Below are 17,969 nucleotides of genomic sequence, written 5' to 3'. Positions count from 1 at the left end.
TAATAGATATCCTGCGCGATCGCCGGACTGGTCGCGCCATTCAATTCCCATGTCACACCGCCGCCATAAATCGCGGTGTTGGGGCATTCGGGCTCGCACGCCCCGCAATTGATGCACTCGCTCGTGATGACCGTCGCCATTAAGTGACCTCGGCACGCACACTAACATGGACTCGTGCGGTGTGATTGAACTTTAACAACGAGGGCGAAAAGCGGCAATCCCGAGATCGCAATACGTAGTTCGCCGCGCGCGATTCGGCTTTTCCTGCGCATCGCGATTTGACTATGCTGAACCCCGACCACAGTACGCCCGTCATCGCGCGACTGCAGGAGTTGCAAATGGATCTCCAGTTCACCGCCGAAGAAGAAGCCTACCGCAAAAGCGTTCGCGCCTGGCTCGAAGAGAACATGCCGAAGAGCGGCCTCAGCGCCGATCGCGAGGGCCGCGACGACAAGGCTTTTCTCGACAAGGCCAAATTGTGGCAGCGCAAATTGTACGAGGCGGGATTCATAGCGCTCGCATGGCCGAAGGAATACGGCGGTCAGGCGATGGATCCGGTGCGCCAGTCGATCGTGAACGACGAGATGGTGCGCGCGAAATCGCCATACCTGGTCGGCGGCTCGGGACTCGGGATGCTCGGGCCGACGCTGATCTCGTGGGGCACCGAGGAGCAGCGCCAGCGCTACCTGCCGAAAATCCTCACCGCCGAAGAAATCTGGTGCCAGGGTTATTCCGAGCCCGGCTCGGGCTCCGACCTCGCCTCGCTCACCACGCGCGCGGAAATCGTCGGCGATGAATTCGTCGTCAACGGGCAGAAAGTCTGGACCTCGGGCGCGCAGTATTCCGACATGATGTTCTGCCTGGTGCGCACCGATCCCGAAGCGCCGAAGCATCGCGGGATTTCATACATCCTGATCGATATGCATTCCCCCGGAATCACGGTGCGCCCGCTAGTGCAGATGACCGGCGACCGCGGCTTCAACGAAGTTTTTTTCGACAACGTCCACGTCCCGCGCAAAAACCTGGTCGGCAAGCTCAACGAAGGATGGATCGTCGCCAACGCCACGCTCTTTCACGAGCGCAACATGCTCGGCTCCGCCAGCGGCAGCGAGCAGCGCTTCAATCGCCTGCTGGCGCTGGCTAAAACGATCAAGCGGCGCGGACGTCCACTCACCGAAGATCCGGTTTTTCGCCAGCGCCTGGTCGATCTCGAAATTCGCGTCGAAGCGATGCGCTTCCACTCCTTGCGCCAGCTAACCGATCAGATTCGCGGCAAGAATCCCGGCATCGAAGCGATGATCAACAAGCTGGTCGGCACCGAACTCAATCACGATCTCGCGACCGCGGCGATGGAAGCGATGGGCGACTACTCGATGCTCGCGCGCGATGAGGAATCAGCACTCGATCACGCGTACTGGCCGTACGAATGGATGTTCTCGCTCGGGCTGGTGATCGGCGGCGGCACCTCGCACATCCAGAAGAACATCATCGCGGAGCGCGGCCTCAAGATGCCGAAATCCCGCTAAGCTGTTGCGCGTGGTGAAGCTGAACTAAATGAAAAAAATCCCCGAAACCCCTCACGGGTGGAGTTTACCCTGAGCCTCGAAGGGGCAGCTTCCTGGGGTGACGCGAAGCCGACTGGCACGCGATGGTCGAGCATCGCGCGCGCGTTCGAAGGGGCGAGCAAAAATTCATTTCGATTTCCGGCTCGCGAAGGAATCGCCGAATGGCATCCGCGGCTCGTTTTCGGCGGCGGTCGGCGAGCAGTGGAAATGCCACATCTTCCACCCGCGATTTCCCGCGCCGTCGTCGCGCTGGTAAACCTCGGTCGAACGGATGCGGTACGGCGTCAGCGGGACGCCGGGCACCTCGGTTCCCTCTGCGAGCTGGATTCGCACGACATTCTCGCAGGCCAGCCATGCCATGTCGTCGGTAATTTCGAGCCTGAGATCGATTGGATCCGAAATCTCGGGAATCGAGAGGTTGCCCTTGAGCGCTTCCCACAGCTTGGTCTTCTCACCGAGCCCATAGTACGGATGGCCGTTTAGGTTGTATTGCAGATAGCGCTCGCCGGCGAAAACCGATCGCATCTTCGGGATGTCGAAATCGAAATTCGATTCCCACCACGCGCGATGGAGCCGCAGAATCTCTTCGCGATCAGCTTGCGTCGCCATGTTCAGTTACCTCTTGGATATCGGTTAACATCAGTTTCGACGTTGCATCAACCGGAATCGCGTCCACGCGCCGATGCAGAGGAGAAACTCGATGAATCTGACGACATTTTCGATCGTCGCGCGATGCGCCCGCACCGGCGAACTCGGCGTCACGGTTTCGACCAAGGTTCCGGCGGTCGGCAGCCTCTGCACGTTCGTGCGATCGGGCGTCGGCGCAGTGGCGACGCAGGCGTGGGTCAATCCTTACCTCGGACCGCGCGTGCTCAATGCGCTCGCGAGCGGGCTTTCCGCCGAGCTGGCGATTCAGCAGGCGCTCGGCTCTGATGTCGAGTACGCGATCCGGCAACTCGGCGCGATCGGCGCGAATGGACCGGGCGCGGCGTTCACCGGCTTGAAGACCGATCCGTGGAAAGGTCATCGCACCGGCGCGGATTACGCGGTGCAGGGAAATATGCTGGTGGGCGAAGAGACGATCGCCGCGATGGCCGACGCGTTCGTCGCGTCATCCGCGGAATCGCTAGCCGAGCGTCTGCTCCGAGCGCTCGAAGCGGGACAGGCTGCTGGAGGCGATCGGCGCGGCCGTCAATCGGCGGCGATGCAGGTGTTCGGCGCCGAGGACTATCCGCTGGTCGATTTGCGCGTCGATGAGCATCGCGATCCAGTTGCGGAACTGCGGCGCATCTTCGAGGTCGCCAAGGTCGAGTTATTTCCGTTGGTTGCGGCGCTGCCGACCAAGCGCAATCCGCGCGGCAACTTCGACTCGATCCACGCCGCGGTCGCTCCCAAGAAGTAGCCACGCCGACACTTATGATCCAGTGGTCGAGCGATGCTCGGTCTCGGCGCGTCCCGATGTTGTAACTATCTCTCTTTTGCTCCGCGCGGGGTCTAAAGTGGCGCTGGCGCCTAGATCGCGCTTTCGCCGTGCTCCTTGGTGCGGATGCGAATGACGTCGGCGAGCTGTGTAATGAAGATCTTGCCGTCGCCGATCTTCCCGGTGCTGGCCTTGCGTATGAGCGCATCAACCACGGTATCGACCTGCGCGTCGGTCACCAGGATCTCGAGCTTCAGTTTGGGCAGAAAATCGACGACGTATTCGGAGCCCCGATACATCTCGGTGTGCCCCTTTTGCCGGCCAAAGCCCTTCACCTCGTACGCCGTCAGGCCGGTGATTCCCGCCTTGCTGAGCTCCTCTTTCACAGCGTCGAGGGTAAAGGGTTTTATAATCGCTTCGATTTTTTTCATTGGGCTCCTTTTATTGCGCGAATGAACTTCAACTGCTGCGCATCCGGCGGATGATTATGAGCGCGGCTGCGACTGCGCCGACCGCGACCGGCGCGATCGGTGCGTGGAAGAAGAACACCATGATGATAGCGGCGCTGACCGTCGCGCCGACCAGCAGCACCCCTGAATTTAGCATCGTCATTTCGGTGGCGCCTTTTTTCTTAGCAGGCCCACGAAGTCGGGACGCCACACACGGAGCGGCGCCCGCTTGGCTTCGAGCGAGGCCAGTTCGCGCACCATCTTGCGTTGCTCGGGCGTCACGCTGATTTGCATCGCGGTGTCGAGATATTCCTTCGCGCGAGAGGGAACGCCGACCCTCATATAGGCCTCGGCGATCCTGAAGTGCGCGAAGAAACTTTGCGGATCGAGGGCGATCGCGGCCTCGAGCGCCGCGATCGCCGGATACATTTCCATCGCGCGCATCAGCGCGACGCCGTAAATCAGTTGTACGTCGTGCGAATCGGGCGCGATTTCGGCGGCCTGGCGCAGCACTCCGACCGCCTCATCGATGCGATCGAATTCGAGCGCTTCCATGCCGCGCCTGAGCAGCGCGTCCGCGTCACGGACGATCGGCGTGGGGCGCTTGTTAGCCATCATTCGATCCTGCGCTGCCAGTTCCGCCTGCATCCTACGCCCTCACCCAGCTATTCGTCGAATATGCTCTTGCCGGGTTTGACCATCTGCCAGACGGCGAACACCACCAGCAGCAGGATTCCAAAAACCAGTTGCCCTTCCATCTGCTATTCCTCCTAGTCCGCCACGTTCTCGATTGAGCGGCCGAGACCTGGGGTTACGATCTGAAATTCCGGGTAGCCGAGTGCGCCCATTTCTGGGAGGTCGAGACCTTCAAGTTCGCTGTTTGCGGCCACCCGCTGGCCCACGATGACATCAACGATCACGTTGAAGACGTAGGAGAGCGTGAAGATGATGCCGACCAAGGTAGCGCAGCCGACCAATTGCGCAACGAGCTGACTTGGATCGCCGTAGAAGAGCCCGGTAACGCCGCCGTTCACGCCGTTCCAGCTACCGCCGTAGTTACTGGTGCCGTCAGCAAACAGCCCGACAGAGATTACGCCCCACAAGCCACAAGCGCCGTGGACCGAGATCGCGCCGACCGGATCGTCAACTCGCATCACGCGTTCGACGAACTCGACGGCCAGGCAGACCAGCATTCCGGCGGCGAAGCCGATAATTGCCGCGCCAACGGTATTCACAAATCCGCTCGGTGCAGTGATCGCGACCAAACCTGCCAGCAGACCGTTGCCGCCCATCGAGGCGTCGGGCTTGCCGAATCGAATCCACATGTAGAGCACCGAGCCGAAGGAACCGAGCGCTCCGGCGATCATCGTATTCACCGCGACGGAGCTGATGCGCAGGTTGCCCGCGCCCGACGCTCCCAGCGTGCTGCCGGGATTAAATCCGAACCAGCCGAAGGCCAGGATGAAGCATCCGATGAGCACCATCGTGATGTCGTGGCCCGGCATCGGATTGGGCTTGCCGGTGCGAGTGTACTTGCCGATCCGAGGACCGATGATCATCGATACCGCGAGCGCGGTCAAACCGCCGACAGCGTGAACGACTCCAGACCCGGCGAAGTCGCAGTAACCATGGCCGAGTTTGTAGTTCGCACCCAACGCGGATAGCCAGCCGCCGCCCCATGCCCAGTTGCCGAACAACGGATAGACGATGGCGGCCAGGATCATGCTCGAGATTGCGAACGCAACGAACTTCCAGCGCTCCGCGGCGGCGCCGGTAACGATTGTCGCGGCGGTGTCCATGAACACCATCTGGAACAGGAACATCACCATCACGCCGACGTCGTAGGTCGAGCCCGAGAGAAAAAATCCCTTTTGGCCGAACAGACCCCAGGCCTTGCCGCCGATGCCGGTAATCGAAAACTCGCTGTTGAGCGGATTCAGGCCGCCCAGGTTGGTAACTCCGGCGCATCCGCCCTGCTGGATCGCGAAGCCCATCACCCAGTATGCGAACATGCCGAAGCCATACACCATGAAGTTCATCATCATGGTGTGGTTGGCGTTTTTCGCGCGGCAGAGACCCGTCTCGACTGCGGCGAACCCAGCCTGCATGAACATGACGAGGAAGCCGGTCACCAAGGTCCATACGAAATTGATCGCGATTCGGTTTTGCCCGGCCATGTTGGCCAGGTCAGCCAGCGTCAAGCCCTTGGCGGAGTCGGCGATCACGATATCGTTGACTGTGCCGATCAGCGCGCCACTGGGATCGCCTTTAGCAAGATCATCCTTGGATGGACCCGCGATGGCCTTTAAATCGGCGTCGGTTATCGGTACCGGCGCGGCAGTGGGAGCGGCTGCCGGTGAGGCTGCGGGCGCAGGTTGCGCGAACGACAATCCAGCGGGTATCGCGAGGCTGGCGATCCATAGGGCCGCCACTCCGATTGAGAATTTTCGTCGAAGTTTGGTCATTCTTGTGAGCATCGATGTGCGTCTCCGAGTCACTGTTTCCAGATCGCTTCTGCGAGGTGCGCGCGATTGAGAACGCCAATAATCCCGACTAGCGAGATGATGAATCCCGCCAGCACAACGGCCAATTGCACGCCGGTGTTGCTGAGCGTCAGGCTCATGATGGCGATAATCCAACCGAGCAGAATCACGATTATTCCTGCGAGTTTCATTTCCTCTCTTTCTCCTAGACGGCCCGCTTGGCGGTGGTGGGAGCCTGGACCGGCACGGGATTGGTCTTCTCGGCCGAAACTTGATGTTCGAGCGGTTTTATCTGGTAGAAGCCGACGCACGATGCGATCAGACATCCAAGCCCGATCAAACTGAATATGGGGCCGAGATAGGCGAGACCGGCTGGCAGGAAGGTGAACCCCACCAGGAACAAAAATAAGTACCAACCCTGTTTACTGTTTGCGCCCATCGGGCATGTGTCCTCCCATTGTGATCGATTGATTGCGCCAGAAGCCCAGCAGCGAGCGCCGTGGCGCGATGCTCAAAGCAATGCCCGTACCGACTCGTTACTAGTTCCTTCAGCCATCAGCTCGACCAAGCGTTCCGCGCGAAAACAGGTGAGACGACTGAACTTTGCAGAGCGACGCGCGGGCTAATCTTGACGAATCGATCAAATCGCAAATTTATGGCAATCAATGGTGATGCTCAGAAAAGCATCATCCGCCAGCATTTTAGGCAAGGGTGCTCGACTCGATGAGCGCGCGGGCGGCCGACTCGTCGCTGATATACGCCACTCCCTGAAGCCCGCGAATCAGAAGAAGAGCCAGGTGAGGAAGCCGAACAGCGGCAACAGGATGCCGCCCGACCAGAGCAGATAGCCGAAAAAACTCGGCATCTTGATTCCGCGCTCCTCGCAAATCGACTTCACCATGAAATTGGGCGCGTTGCCGATGTAACTATTGGCGCCCATGAAAACCGCGCCCGCCGAAATTGCGATCAGCGTCAGGCTGCCGGGACCCATCAGAGCGTGCGCGTCGCCACCAGCCAGATTGAAAAAGACGAGGTAGGTTGGGGCGTTGTCGAGAAAGCTCGAAAGGCCGCCGGTCAGCCAGAAATACGCGCCCTCGATCGCACGGCCGTCGGACGTGGAGACCATCGCGACCAGCGACGACAGACTCCCTTCATGGCCCGCGCGCAGGATCGCAAGCGTCGGAATCATCGTGAGAAAGATGCCGGCGAAGAGAATCGCGACCTCCTGGATCGGGATCCACGTGAACGCATTCTCGATGCGGATCGTGCGCGGCGTCGTTTTCCACGACAGGTAGCTGAGGACTAGCAGCACGATATCGCGCGTCAGGTCCTCGAGCGCGAGCTCGATGCCGAATCCGATCGGCAAAGCGATCCCCGGGTGCCACAGACCGCTCAAAAGCACCGCCCCCACCACGCTGGCGAGATAAGAGACGTTATGCAGCCCGTCGATTCGGAGCTGGTCGCCGGTATGGCGCTGGCCCCGATGCGACTCCTGGCGCCAGAAATAAGTATCGATCGCATAGAAGAGCGCGAGCAGCAGACCGCTCGCGACCACCATCGGCGCGAACATCCGCTTGACGGTCCACAGAAAATCCACGCCCTTCAGAAAGCCGAGGAAGAGCGGCGGATCGCCGAGCGGAGTCAGCGATCCTCCGATGTTCGAGACCAGAAAAATAAAAAAAATGAAAACGTGAATGTTGCGCCGTCGATTGCGATTGGCCTGGATCATCGGCCGAATCAGCAACATCGATGCGCCGGTGGTGCCTACCAGGCTGGCGATCATGGTGCCGAATGCGAGAATCGCGGTATTGGTGCGCGGCGTCCCGGCCAGGTCGCCGACCAGACGAATTCCACCGGCGATTACGAACAATGCGAACAACAAAATTAGAAAAGGCAGGTACTCGACCGCGATTGTATGCGCCGTCTCGGCGGCGGCCGCGTACGGCCCAAACACGATCGCGCACGGCAGCACGAATGCCGCCGCCCACAGCATCGCAATCTTGCCGAAGTTGTGTTCCCAGAAATGCGGCGCGATCAGCGGGAACAGCGCGATCGAGAGCAGCATCCCGGCGAACGGAATCGCCCATAAGATGCTGAGTTGGCTGCCGACCAGTTGATGCACATCGGCTTCGGCCAGGGCGACGCCGGGAAACATCGCGGCGAACAGTGCAAGCGCAACGATCAGCCGCATTCGAATTTCTCACGCATTCAAATTCTCCCCGTGCGGTGAATGAGATTGGCGCGCATCCACCGCCCCTCACGGCTTCGATCGCGCATCACCGTACATTACCGAACACGCTGTGCCAAAAGATTCGTCGCCTCGATGGGGTCGCAGCTATGGCGCGCGTCATTTGATTATGCGATTGGAACTGAGCAGGCTTGGGTGCTGGATTCGCTGCGAATCGACTCTGCATAAAGGATGGCTCGCATGGCAAGCAACGAACGAGAACGAGTGGCGGAAGCACGGGACGCGCGCCTCGCGCAGGTCGTTGAGCAGCCGCTCGAACCCGCGCTGCCGATTATCGATCCGCATCATCACCTGTGGGACCATCCGGACAGCCGCTACCTGCTGGATGAGATCCTGCGCGACACCAACTCGGGGCATCGCGTGCTCGCGACGGTGTTCGTCGAATGCTTTTCGATGTATCGCGCGGACGGGCCCGAGGCGATGAAACCCGTGGGAGAGACGGAGTTCGTCAACGGCATCGCGGCGCAAAGCGCGAGCGGGCGATTCGGCGAGACGCGCGTGGCGGCGGGAATCGTGAGCTTCGCCGATCTCGCGCTGGGCGACGCGGTGACGCCGGTGCTCGAGGCGCATATTGCGGCGGCGCCGGCGCGCTTTCGCGGTATCCGTCACGCGGCGGGCTGGGACGCGAGTCCGCAGGTGCAGAATTCGCACACCAACCCGCCCGCGGATTTGTATCAATCGAAGAAATTTCGCGAAGGCTTCGCGCGCCTGAAAAAGCTGAATCTCAGTTTCGACGCATGGCAGTATCATCCGCAGATTCCGCAACTCACTGATCTTGCGAAAGCGTTTCCCGACACGACGATCATTCTCGATCATTTCGGCGGGCCGCTCGCGATCGGTCCCTACGAAGGCAAACGCGCGGAAATTTTCGCGCAGTGGAAGAAGCATATCGCGGACCTCGCGCGATGCCCCAACGTCGTCGTCAAGCTCGGCGGGATCAACATGCCGGTCAATGGCTTCGGATGGCATCGACAGCCCGCGCCGCCGACTTCGGATGAATTGGTGGCGGCGACGCGCGACTATTATTTGCACACGATCGAGCAGTTCGGTCCTGCGCGATGCATGTTCGAGAGCAACTTTCCGGTCGATCGGATTTCGTGCTCGTACGGCGTGCTGTGGAACGCGTTCAAGAAAATTGCCGCGCCCTTCAGCGCCGGCGAGAAGGCCGATTTGTTTCATCGGACCGCCGCGCGAGTCTATCGGCTCAAGGTTTGATCTGACATTAGGCGGAGCTTTCGCGACGCGCGAGCGCCGCGAGCCCCGAGGCGGAGCGCAGCGTAGTCGAGGGAAATACAACTAGGAGGTTTTTATGCCGCTGATACCGTACGCGAATATCGACCAGCTTTCCGCCGACGCCAAGGAGCGCTTCGAGCGCCTGCCGGTGAAGCTGAACATTTTCAAGATGCTCGCGAACGCCGAAACCTGCTTCGGTCCGTTCCTGCAGTTCGGCACCGCGCTCTTGAGCAAGCAGCAACTCGATGCGGCGCTCCGTGAGATCGTGATTCTGCAGGTAGTGCATATCGAGGGCGGCGAATACGAATGGATTCAGCATGTTCCGATCGGGCTCGCGGTCGGCGTGAAGCAGGATCAGATCGACGCGATCGCGGCGAATCGCTACGACGCCGGATGCTTCACCGATCGCGATCGCGCGACGATGAAGCTCGCCGAGGAAGTCGTCAATAACGTGCGCGCCCGCGAGGAAACAGTGCGGACCGCGGCGAGATTTCTCTCACCGCGTGAGATGGTCGAAGTGATTCTCACGATCGGTAACTACATGATGGCGGCGCGGCTCACGGAAACGATGCGCGTCGATATCGATCCACCGGCGGGCATGAAAATTCTCGACGCGCTGAAACGGCAACCGTAAATCAGATCGCGCGCGAAACGATTCGACGAGTGAATCATGGAATATCGCAATCTCGGTAAGTCAGGTTTGAAGGTCTCGCTGGCGGGCCTTGGATGCAACAATTTCGGCATGCGGATCGACGAGGAGCAAAGCCTCGCGGTGGTGCATCGCGCACTGGACGAGGGAATCACATTTTTCGACACCGCCGATATTTACGGCGGCCACGGCCGCTCTGAGGAGTGGCTCGGCAAGGCGCTCGGCGCGCGGCGACGCGAGGTGATCATCGGAACCAAGTTCGGGATGGCGATGGGCGACGGGCCATACCTGCGCGGCACGTCGCGGCGCTATGCGATCGCGTGCTGCGAGGACAGCCTTCGCCGGCTCGGCACTGACTATATCGATCTCTACCAGGTGCACATGCCGGATCCCTCGACGCCGGAGAATGAAACGCTCGAGGCGCTGGATTCGCTGGTGCGCGCGGGCAAGGTGCGTTACATCGGACACAGCAACTACGCATCGTGGCAACTCGCTGACGCGGCCGCGATCGCGCGGGAGAACCGGCTCGCGCCGTACATCTCGGCGCAGAACCAGTACAACCTGCTCGATCGCGCGATCGAGCGCGAGTTGATTCCGGCCTGCCGCCACTTCGGCGTCGGCATCCTGCCGTACTTTCCGCTGGCGAGCGGATTTCTGACCGGCAAGTATCATCGCGGCGCTGAAATTCCGAAGGATACCCGCTTCGGCGCGATGAAACGGCTCGCCGATCAGACGTTGAACGACGCCAATTTCGCGACGCTCGAGCGGCTCGAAAAATTCGCGCACGCCCGCGAGCACGGGATGCTCGACCTCGCGGTAAGCTGGCTCGCCGCGCACGCCGAAGTCTCGAGCGTGATCTGCGGCGCGACGAGTCCCGAGCAGGTGACTGCGAACGCCGCGGCGCTCAACTGGAAAATGACGCCGGAGGAGCTGAAGGAGATCGATACGCTCGCGCCGCTCGCCTGACACGATTCGCCGAAGTCAGAAATGGCGAAGGCGACGAGCGAAATGGGCTGAATCGATCAAGGAGAAAAATGGACATTGGAATTTTCATGATGCCGTCGCATCCGCCGGAAAGATCGCTTAGCGACGGCTTCGAATGGGACTTGAAGCATCTCGAACTGTGCGATCGCGCGGGCTTTGCGGAGGCGTGGATCGGCGAGCATTTCTGCTCGCCGTGGGAGCCCAATCCCGCACCCGATCTGCTAATCGCGCAGGCGCTGCTCCGCACGCAGCGCATGAAACTGGCTCCAGGAGCCCATCTGTTGCCGTATCATCATCCGGCGGAACTCGCTTGCCGCGTCGCTTACCTGGATCACGTCGCGAAGGGACGGTTCATGTTCGGCGTCGGTTCGAGCGGACTGCCGAGCGACTGGCGGCTCTTCAACGTCGATGGCCAAGCGGGCGAAAATCGCAAGATGACGCGCGAGGCGCTCGACATCATTCTGAAGCTCTGGGAAAGCGACCGGCCGTTCGAGTATCGCGGCGAATACTGGACCGTGAATCGCATCGACACGATGCACGAGACGCTCAAGTTCCACATCAAGCCGTATCAGAAACCGCATCCGCCGATCGGAATCGCCGGCCTGACGCCCAAATCCGACACGCTGGAAATTGCGGGCGAGCGCGGCTTCATGCCGATGAGCCTCAACATCTCGAAGTCGTACCTCGCGGAGCATTGGGCGTCGGTCGAGCGCGGCGCGGAAAAAACCGGCCGCACGCCGGACCGCAACGACTGGCGAATCGTGCGCGAGGTGTACGTCGCGGAGACCGACGCGGAAGCAAAGCGGCTCGCGCTGAACGGGATGCTCGCGCGCGCGTATCGCGAATATCTGCTGCCGCTGTTCGGCGGCTTCGGTCTGATGCCGCTCTTCAAGCACGATCAGAATGTCGCGGATTCCGACGTCACGCCCGAGTACCTGGTCGAGCACAACTGGCTGGTCGGATCGCCGCGCACCGTCAGCCAGAAGCTCGCCGACATGACCGGCGACGCGGGCGGCTTCGGCACGCTGCTGGTGCTGACCTTCGATTTTTCCGAGGAGCACGAGGCGTGGGCCACCTCCCAGCAGATGCTGATCAGCGAGGTGCTGCCGCAATTTCGGCATCGCGCGGCCGCATGAGCGGAGTTGCCTAACAGTTGTAAGGTCGCAGGACGCGGGAATCGAGGAGCCGAGAAATATGGCAGTGCATATTCATCCGATGCTTTGTGGATCGCTGGAAGTCGATACGAAGTTTCTGCTCGCGAAGGAGCCGGGGCGGGTCAGGATTCCGATCCCCAGTTTCCTGATCGACCATCCAAAGGGCCGCGCGATTTTCGACACCGGGCTTCATCGCGATCTGCAGAACGGGCCAGCGCGAATCGGATCGCTCGGCGATGTATTCAAGATTCATTACCGGGCGGGCGAGGAACTAGGCGCACGCCTGCGTGCGATCGACGTCGCGCCCGATCGAATCGACTACCTGATCAACTCGCACCTGCATTTCGATCACGTCGGCGGCAACGCGGATCTGCCCAACGCGAAGCTCGTCGTGCAGCGGCGCGAATGGGAGGCTGCCGACAATCCCGAAATCGCGCGGCGCAACGGCTACAATCGCGCGGACTTCGATCTGGGGCATCAATTGCAATTGATCGACGGCGAGCACGACCTGTTCGGCGACGGCAGCGTGGTGCTGATCCCGACCTACGGGCACACCGCGGGCCATCAGTCTCTGCGGGTGCGGACCGATCGCGGCGAAGTCGTGCTGACGGCGGATTCCTGTTACATGCGCAAGGTGCTCGACGAGATGGTTCTGCCGCCGTTCGCCGATAGCTACGACGCGATGCGCGCGGTGATCGAGCGCTTCCGCGTGATGGAACGAGCGGGCGCGACGCTGATCTTCGGCCACGATCCGGCGCAGTGGAATGCCGACGGCTCAAGCGCGGTAGCGCTCGACTAGGACACATTCGAGGAGGGCGCGTCGAAGTCAGCGGCGCGGCAGTCGAGCGATAGCATTGCTGGCTCGCGCGGTCGCCCTTGGGTAAAACACGATCCGTGAACCGGAAGGATTCCGCCAAACTCGCCGCCGAAGCCGAAAAGCTCCGCGACGCGATCAATCATCACAACTACCGCTACTACGTGCTCGACGATCCCGAAGTTTCCGACGCCGAGTACGACCAGTTGATGCGCAAGCTCGAGGCGCTCGAACGCGAGCATATCGAGTTGGCGACGCCCGATTCTCCGACCCAACGCGTCGGCGCCGCGCCCAGCGACCGGTTCGGCGTGGTGGTGCATCGCAAGATGATGATGTCGCTCGGCAGCGCGATGAATGCCGACGAGATGCGCGAGTTCGACAAGCGCATCAAGCGGCTGCTGAAATACGAAGCCGATATCGAATACGTCGCGGAGGTCAAGCTCGACGGCCTCGGTATCGAGCTGGTTTATGAAGATGGGCGGCTGACGGTCGGCTCGACGCGCGGGGACGGTATCAACGGCGAGGACGTCACGCCGAACATTCGCACGATTAAAAGTGTGCCGCTCAAACTTGTGAATCCCGCTCACGGAAAAATACCACGCCTGCTTGAAGTTCGTGGCGAAGCGATTCTGACGCTCAAGGCGTTCGAGAAGCTGAATCGCGCGCGCGAGGAAGCCGGCGAGCCGGTCTTCGCCAATCCGCGCAACGCCGCCGCGGGCTCGCTGCGGCAGTTGAACCCAAAGATCACCGCGTCGCGCCCGCTCGACGTATTCCTCTATTCGCCTGGCGTCGTCGAGGGTATCGCGTTCAAATCGCAGTGGGATTTTCTGCAGGGCATCAAGTCGCTCGGGCTGCGCGTCAATCCGCTCTCGCGCATATGCACCGGAGTGGAAGCGGTGCTCGAATACTGGAACGAGATCACCGAAAAACGGCACAGCCTGGATTACGATGCCGACGGCGTCGTCGCCAAGATCAATTCGTTTGCGTTGCAGGAGCAACTTGGCGAAGTGTCGCGCTCGCCCAGGTGGGCGATCGCATACAAGTTCAAGGCGCAGCAGGCCGAGACCGTCGTCGAACGGATCGAAGTGCAGGTCGGCAGGACTGGCTTTCTGACGCCGGTCGCGAAACTGCGCCCGGTGCAATTGGCGGGCGTCATGATCTCGAACGCGTCGCTGCACAATTTCAACGAGATCAGCGACAAGAAGATCCGAGTGGCGAACACCGTGCTGATCGAGCGCGCCGGTGACGTGATTCCCTACGTGGTGAAGGTCACCGAAGAGGAACCGGACTCGAAGCCGTTCGAGATGCCGTCGCATTGTCCGGTCTGCGGCGCGTCGATCGTACATGAAGAGGGCGAGGTCGGTTACTTCTGCGTCAACGCGAATTGTCCGGCGCGGATGCGTGAATCGATTCGCCACTTCGCGTCGAAGACCGGGCTCGACATCGAAGGGCTCGGCGACAAGCTGGTGTCGCAACTCGTCGAGGCGGGCCTGGTCAAGGAACTTGACGATGTCTTTTCGCTGACCAAGACGCAGCTCGTCGATCTCGAGCGGATGGCCGACAAGAGCGCGCAGAATATTCTCGACGCGATCCAGGGCGCGCGCAAAACTTCGCTCGACCGCGTGATCAACGGGCTCGGAATCCGCCACGTCGGCGAGCATACCGCGCGTCAGCTTGCGCTCAAGTTCCGCACTCTCGACGCGCTCGCCCACGCCGGCGAGGACGACCTGCTTTCGGTGCGCGATATCGGCGGCGAAGTCGCGCGCAGTATCGTCGAGTACTTCGCCGAACCGCGCAACATGAAGGCGGTCCGGCGGCTCGAGAAAGTGCTCGATATCGAACCGGTCGCGGAAGTCGCCGGACGCGGCGCGCTGCGCGACAAGACGTTTGTGCTGACGGGCACGCTCGAATCGATGACGCGCGAGGACGCCGAGCGGAAAATCATGGCGGCAGGCGGCCGCGTCACGTCGTCGGTGAGCCGCAAGACCGATTTTGTCGTCGCCGGCGTCGAGCCCGGTTCCAAGTTGAAGAAGGCCAACGATCTCGGCGTGCGCGTGCTCGACGAGAAGGGATTGAACGCGCTGCTCGCGGAGTAATCTCGCTGTCCTCGTGAGCGGAGGCGGCCGCCGCTGCGTCATCCTGAGCTAAGGCTGCGTTCTAATACCTCGCCCGTTACTTTACGGGAGAGGAGGCCGAATCGCTGTCAAGCGATGAGGTAGGTGAGGGTTCCGGATCGCTCGCCGCCGCACTTTACTACTAAGTGTTGAATTGAGCCTTTGGAATTTTTTTCGGCTATGGAAGGTCGGACACAACGTCTCGGCATTCGTGCACCAACAAGCGATTCAGAACCCTCACCTACCCGCCACAAGAGCGGCGGGCCTCCTCTCCCGTAAAGTAACGGGCGAGGTATTGAGGATCGAGATCCCTGGATTCCGGCAACCTCCGCTCGGGATGACAGAAGGGACCATGCCAACGCTCAGGGCAAAAATTCAGAGCCGCTCGGTCGGTGGCAAGAGTTTGATCAATTCGCCGAGATGAGGGTGGCCGGCAGGCTGATAGCTATAGAGCAGCGCGCGGCGATCCTTGTCGGTGCGATTCGGCGCCGATCGATGCACCAAAAACGGGCCGAAGAAAACAACGCTGCCGGCGGGAACCTCGAGCGCGACCAATCGCGACGTATCGTACGCTTCGGGATCGAGCTCGAGACTGCCGAAGCCCTCGACCGAACGACGCTTTTGCAAGCCTTCGCGATGACTGCCCGGCACCGCTTCGAGGCATCCGTTTTCCCGATTCGCGTCATCGAGGAAAATCATCGCGGTGGCGACGCGCGACGCGACCTTGGCGACATCGGACCAGTACGGGAAGTCCTGATGAAGCACGATTGGACCGCCCTTGTGCGCGCGCTTCAGATTCAGCTTCTCGGTGAACATCGCGATTTGCTCGTCGCCCACCACGTCCTTCGACGGCTCGACGAGGCGCGGATCGAGCGCCCAATCGCGGAGCGCCGAGCTCAGGTGCGCGAATGGCTCGACGCCCTGCACGAGCTCAAGCGCATCGGGCTCCCACTTGACGATGGTGCCGAGCTTGCGCTGAATCTCGAAAGTGTAGCTGCCCGCAGTCAGCTTCGCATGGCGCTGCTCGGCTTCGAGCCGCGCGACCAACGCCTCGCAATCGGCACGGATCGCCACAACCTCGGCGGCGTCGAACACGCTGCGGCGCAGCACGAAACCGATTTCGTCGAGTTCCCGCTTTTCCCGTGCGTCGAGCCGCAGCGATTCGCCCATTGAATTGACCTGTCCGGTGGATTACCAACACTCATACTAGCAACCCTCGGTACTGGATAGATGCCTTATAGAGAACCCAAACCGGAGGACGCCGCGTTTTTCGACGAGCACGGCTGGCTCGTGGTCGAGGATGCGATCGACCGCGAAGATCTCTCGCTCGTCGGCGCCAACCTCGAAGTGATCCTGCAGAAAAAGCACAAGCTCGCCTACGACTGGGCGTGGGAGAAGGGTGCGAGCCGCGAAGAGCGCGCGTTCAAGATCGTGCAGGGCAGTCCGACTTACGTGTGGCCCGCGATCGCCGAGACGCGTTTTCGGCGCTGGATGATCGAATTCGGCTCCGCGCTGATGAAGACCGGCATGGAATTCTGGTACGACCAGTTCCTCGCGAAGCCGCCACGCGACGGAGCGCCGACGTACTGGCATCAGGACGAGGGTTACTGGGGGCGCAACCTTATAGATCGCGGGATCACGTGCTGGATGCCGCTGCACGATGTCGATGAGCGCAACGGATGCATGCACTTCATCGATCGCGGGCATCGCGACGGAGTGCTGGTGCATCGCCAGCCCGAGCATATCCAAAGCGATCTTTTGTTCTGCGAGCCCGACCTCTCGCGCATGGTTTCGTGTCCGATTCGCGCGGGCAGCGTGACGTTTCATCATGGCAAAACGCCGCACATGACGCCCGCGAACTTGAGCGACTCGTGGCGGCGCGCGGTGACGACGCACATGCGCACGATCGGATCGCTCGGCGAGGGCGATCACTATCCGTGGAAGGTGCACGTGAATCAGCGCACCGGCGAGCGCATCGTGCCGCCCTCGCGCTAGGAGTCAGTCGCATGCCTGTCAGCCTCGACGAATTGATGACGCGCCGCCCCACAATCGAATTCGACGCGGAACTCTCAGCGAAAAATCTCGCCGATTTCACGCAGCGCGGCTTCACGTCGATCGAGCGCATCACCTCGGACGAGGAGCTCGAGTGGCTCGGCGAAGTTTACGACCGGCTGTTCGAGGAACGCATTCAGCCGGTACCCGGCGGATATTTCGATTTGATCCGTCCCTACGACAGCGAAGGCGGCGAACTGCAGCCGCAGATTATCACGCCTGAAACGCGCTACGCGGAACTCCGCCGCACCACGTTCTGGCGCAAAGGCCGGATGCTCGCGGCGAAGCTGCTCGGCGTCGATGCGAAAAGCCTGCGTGGATGGGGCCACATGATTCGCAAGCCGCCGCGCGTCGGCGATTCGCTGCCGTGGCATCAGGATGAGGCCTACTGGGATCCCGCGTTCGAGTACGTCGCGCTCGGATGCTGGATGCCGCTCGATCCGGCGACGGTCGAGAGTGGATGCATGAGTTTCATTCCGGGATCGCATCGCGGCGATGTGCGCTTGCATCGTCATCTTGGCGACGATCCCAAGGTGCACGCGCTGGTGATCGACGACGTCGATCAGTCGAGCGCGGCGCCGGTGCCGGTCGCGCCGGGCGGCGCGGTCTTTCATCATTGCCGGGTGCTGCATCGAAGCGGGCCGAATCGCAGTCCGCGCGTGCGTCGCGCGTATGCGAACGAATGGCAGCTTACGCCGGTGAAGCGCGAAACGGCGCTGCCGCCGCGGGCATGGATCGATGAAGGCAAGCGGGCGTGGGAAGAGCGCGACATCAAGCCAGGCATCCGCTAGAATTTATAATCGA

At 61.2% G+C, this 17,969-nt stretch carries 20 protein-coding genes; 10 read left to right on the top strand and 10 right to left on the bottom strand.

The genetic code is table 11. The annotated features are described in order from the left end of the window. Positions 1-140 (bottom strand): 4Fe-4S binding protein (locus tag Q7S58_RS22060; RefSeq protein ID WP_370655455.1); only part of this gene is annotated, 140 nt, incomplete at its 3' end. Positions 141-338: 198 nt separating this feature from the next. Here Q7S58_RS22060 and Q7S58_RS04945 point away from each other — a divergent pair. Continuing rightward, positions 339-1,526: an acyl-CoA dehydrogenase family protein gene (locus Q7S58_RS04945; protein ID WP_304821446.1), complete on the top strand. Its 1,188-nt coding sequence runs from the start codon at positions 339-341 to the stop codon at positions 1,524-1,526. Between the two features lie 165 nt (positions 1,527-1,691). Here the strand turns inward: Q7S58_RS04945 and Q7S58_RS04940 are convergent, their stop codons facing one another. Beyond that, on the bottom strand, positions 1,692-2,174 hold the full coding sequence (locus Q7S58_RS04940; RefSeq protein WP_304821444.1) for a nuclear transport factor 2 family protein: 483 nt from the start codon (positions 2,172-2,174) through the stop codon (positions 1,692-1,694). 91 nt (positions 2,175-2,265) lie between these two features. On the opposite strand from Q7S58_RS04940, the gene Q7S58_RS04935 reads away from it, so the two are divergent. Further along, positions 2,266-2,967, top strand: a complete 702-nt coding sequence (locus tag Q7S58_RS04935) for a DUF1028 domain-containing protein (RefSeq protein ID WP_304821442.1) — start codon at positions 2,266-2,268, stop codon at positions 2,965-2,967. Between the two features lie 110 nt (positions 2,968-3,077). Here the strand turns inward: Q7S58_RS04935 and Q7S58_RS04930 are convergent, their stop codons facing one another. From Q7S58_RS04930 to Q7S58_RS04900, 7 genes are all read right to left on the bottom strand, one after another. Beyond that, on the bottom strand, positions 3,078-3,416 hold the full coding sequence (locus Q7S58_RS04930; protein ID WP_304821440.1) for a P-II family nitrogen regulator: 339 nt from the start codon (positions 3,414-3,416) through the stop codon (positions 3,078-3,080). A 28-nt stretch (positions 3,417-3,444) separates the two neighbouring features. Next, positions 3,445-3,591, bottom strand: a complete 147-nt coding sequence (locus Q7S58_RS04925) for a hypothetical protein (protein WP_304821438.1) — start codon at positions 3,589-3,591, stop codon at positions 3,445-3,447. 2 nt (positions 3,592-3,593) lie between these two features. Next, a complete protein-coding gene (locus Q7S58_RS04920; RefSeq protein WP_304821436.1) occupies positions 3,594-4,082 on the bottom strand; it encodes a tetratricopeptide repeat protein in 489 nt (162 codons plus the stop codon). Between the two features lie 122 nt (positions 4,083-4,204). Continuing rightward, a complete protein-coding gene (locus Q7S58_RS04915; RefSeq protein ID WP_304821434.1) occupies positions 4,205-5,911 on the bottom strand; it encodes an ammonium transporter in 1,707 nt (568 codons plus the stop codon). A 17-nt stretch (positions 5,912-5,928) separates the two neighbouring features. After that, a complete protein-coding gene (locus tag Q7S58_RS04910; protein ID WP_304821432.1) occupies positions 5,929-6,108 on the bottom strand; it encodes a hypothetical protein in 180 nt (59 codons plus the stop codon). A gap of 14 nt (positions 6,109-6,122) precedes the next feature. After that, positions 6,123-6,356, bottom strand: coding sequence for a hypothetical protein (locus tag Q7S58_RS04905; protein ID WP_304821430.1), 234 nt, complete (start codon positions 6,354-6,356; stop codon positions 6,123-6,125). Between the two features lie 342 nt (positions 6,357-6,698). Continuing rightward, positions 6,699-8,108 carry a sodium:proton antiporter gene (locus tag Q7S58_RS04900; RefSeq protein ID WP_304821428.1) on the bottom strand — a complete coding sequence of 470 codons (1,410 nt, stop codon included), beginning with the start codon at positions 8,106-8,108 and terminating at the stop codon, positions 6,699-6,701. A gap of 237 nt (positions 8,109-8,345) precedes the next feature. Between Q7S58_RS04900 and Q7S58_RS04895 the strand changes: the two genes are divergently transcribed. From Q7S58_RS04895 to ligA, 6 genes are all read left to right on the top strand, one after another. After that, positions 8,346-9,380 carry an amidohydrolase gene (locus Q7S58_RS04895; protein WP_370655454.1) on the top strand — a complete coding sequence of 345 codons (1,035 nt, stop codon included), beginning with the start codon at positions 8,346-8,348 and terminating at the stop codon, positions 9,378-9,380. Between the two features lie 94 nt (positions 9,381-9,474). After that, entirely contained in the window at positions 9,475-10,032 is a 558-nt protein-coding gene (locus tag Q7S58_RS04890) for a carboxymuconolactone decarboxylase family protein (protein ID WP_304821424.1), read from the top strand. Between the two features lie 36 nt (positions 10,033-10,068). Then, complete coding sequence (locus Q7S58_RS04885; RefSeq protein ID WP_304821422.1) at positions 10,069-11,013, top strand: aldo/keto reductase; 945 nt, start codon at positions 10,069-10,071, stop codon at positions 11,011-11,013. Positions 11,014-11,081: 68 nt separating this feature from the next. Beyond that, positions 11,082-12,167 (top strand): LLM class flavin-dependent oxidoreductase, encoded by a 1,086-nt coding sequence (locus Q7S58_RS04880; RefSeq protein ID WP_304821420.1) that lies wholly within the window; start codon positions 11,082-11,084, stop codon positions 12,165-12,167. Positions 12,168-12,225: 58 nt separating this feature from the next. Further along, positions 12,226-12,984, top strand: coding sequence for an N-acyl homoserine lactonase family protein (locus Q7S58_RS04875; protein WP_304821418.1), 759 nt, complete (start codon positions 12,226-12,228; stop codon positions 12,982-12,984). Between the two features lie 95 nt (positions 12,985-13,079). Then, entirely contained in the window at positions 13,080-15,095 is a 2,016-nt protein-coding gene (gene ligA / locus Q7S58_RS04870; protein WP_304821416.1) for an NAD-dependent DNA ligase LigA, read from the top strand. A 393-nt stretch (positions 15,096-15,488) separates the two neighbouring features. Here the strand turns inward: ligA and Q7S58_RS04865 are convergent, their stop codons facing one another. Continuing rightward, positions 15,489-16,283, bottom strand: a complete 795-nt coding sequence (locus tag Q7S58_RS04865; protein ID WP_304821414.1) for a phytanoyl-CoA dioxygenase family protein — start codon at positions 16,281-16,283, stop codon at positions 15,489-15,491. Positions 16,284-16,343: 60 nt separating this feature from the next. Between Q7S58_RS04865 and Q7S58_RS04860 the strand changes: the two genes are divergently transcribed. Together Q7S58_RS04860 and Q7S58_RS04855 are read left to right on the top strand one after the other, a co-directional pair. Further along, entirely contained in the window at positions 16,344-17,108 is a 765-nt protein-coding gene (locus tag Q7S58_RS04860; RefSeq protein WP_304821412.1) for a phytanoyl-CoA dioxygenase family protein, read from the top strand. An 11-nt stretch (positions 17,109-17,119) separates the two neighbouring features. After that, positions 17,120-17,956 carry a phytanoyl-CoA dioxygenase family protein gene (locus tag Q7S58_RS04855; protein WP_304821409.1) on the top strand — a complete coding sequence of 279 codons (837 nt, stop codon included), beginning with the start codon at positions 17,120-17,122 and terminating at the stop codon, positions 17,954-17,956. The last annotated feature ends 13 nt before the right edge of the window (positions 17,957-17,969 follow it).

The sequence above is a fragment of the Candidatus Binatus sp. genome (genome assembly GCF_030646925.1).
Taxonomy (GTDB): Bacteria; Desulfobacterota; Binatia; order Binatales; family Binataceae; genus Binatus.
The sequence above is the reverse complement of the archived record's forward strand: the minus strand, read 5'-3'. Positions and strand labels throughout refer to the sequence as shown.

Excerpts from the sequence above, each read along its gene's own strand:
- Q7S58_RS04945 (WP_304821446.1), top strand. The coding sequence starts at position 339 with ATGGATCTCCAGTTCACCGCCGAAGAAGAAGCCTACCGCAAAAGCGTT.
- Q7S58_RS04940 (WP_304821444.1), bottom strand. The coding sequence starts at position 2,174 with ATGGCGACGCAAGCTGATCGCGAAGAGATTCTGCGGCTCCATCGCGCG.
- Q7S58_RS04935 (WP_304821442.1), top strand. The coding sequence starts at position 2,266 with ATGAATCTGACGACATTTTCGATCGTCGCGCGATGCGCCCGCACCGGC.
- Q7S58_RS04930 (WP_304821440.1), bottom strand. The coding sequence starts at position 3,416 with ATGAAAAAAATCGAAGCGATTATAAAACCCTTTACCCTCGACGCTGTG.
- Q7S58_RS04925 (WP_304821438.1), bottom strand. The coding sequence starts at position 3,591 with ATGCTAAATTCAGGGGTGCTGCTGGTCGGCGCGACGGTCAGCGCCGCT.
- Q7S58_RS04920 (WP_304821436.1), bottom strand. The coding sequence starts at position 4,082 with ATGCAGGCGGAACTGGCAGCGCAGGATCGAATGATGGCTAACAAGCGC.
- Q7S58_RS04915 (WP_304821434.1), bottom strand. The coding sequence starts at position 5,911 with ATGCTCACAAGAATGACCAAACTTCGACGAAAATTCTCAATCGGAGTG.
- Q7S58_RS04910 (WP_304821432.1), bottom strand. The coding sequence starts at position 6,108 with ATGAAACTCGCAGGAATAATCGTGATTCTGCTCGGTTGGATTATCGCC.
- Q7S58_RS04905 (WP_304821430.1), bottom strand. The coding sequence starts at position 6,356 with ATGGGCGCAAACAGTAAACAGGGTTGGTACTTATTTTTGTTCCTGGTG.
- Q7S58_RS04900 (WP_304821428.1), bottom strand. The coding sequence starts at position 8,108 with ATGCGGCTGATCGTTGCGCTTGCACTGTTCGCCGCGATGTTTCCCGGC.
- Q7S58_RS04895 (WP_370655454.1), top strand. The coding sequence starts at position 8,346 with ATGGCAAGCAACGAACGAGAACGAGTGGCGGAAGCACGGGACGCGCGC.
- Q7S58_RS04890 (WP_304821424.1), top strand. The coding sequence starts at position 9,475 with ATGCCGCTGATACCGTACGCGAATATCGACCAGCTTTCCGCCGACGCC.
- Q7S58_RS04885 (WP_304821422.1), top strand. The coding sequence starts at position 10,069 with ATGGAATATCGCAATCTCGGTAAGTCAGGTTTGAAGGTCTCGCTGGCG.
- Q7S58_RS04880 (WP_304821420.1), top strand. The coding sequence starts at position 11,082 with ATGGACATTGGAATTTTCATGATGCCGTCGCATCCGCCGGAAAGATCG.
- Q7S58_RS04875 (WP_304821418.1), top strand. The coding sequence starts at position 12,226 with ATGGCAGTGCATATTCATCCGATGCTTTGTGGATCGCTGGAAGTCGAT.
- Q7S58_RS04865 (WP_304821414.1), bottom strand. The coding sequence starts at position 16,283 with ATGGGCGAATCGCTGCGGCTCGACGCACGGGAAAAGCGGGAACTCGAC.
- Q7S58_RS04860 (WP_304821412.1), top strand. The coding sequence starts at position 16,344 with ATGCCTTATAGAGAACCCAAACCGGAGGACGCCGCGTTTTTCGACGAG.
- Q7S58_RS04855 (WP_304821409.1), top strand. The coding sequence starts at position 17,120 with ATGCCTGTCAGCCTCGACGAATTGATGACGCGCCGCCCCACAATCGAA.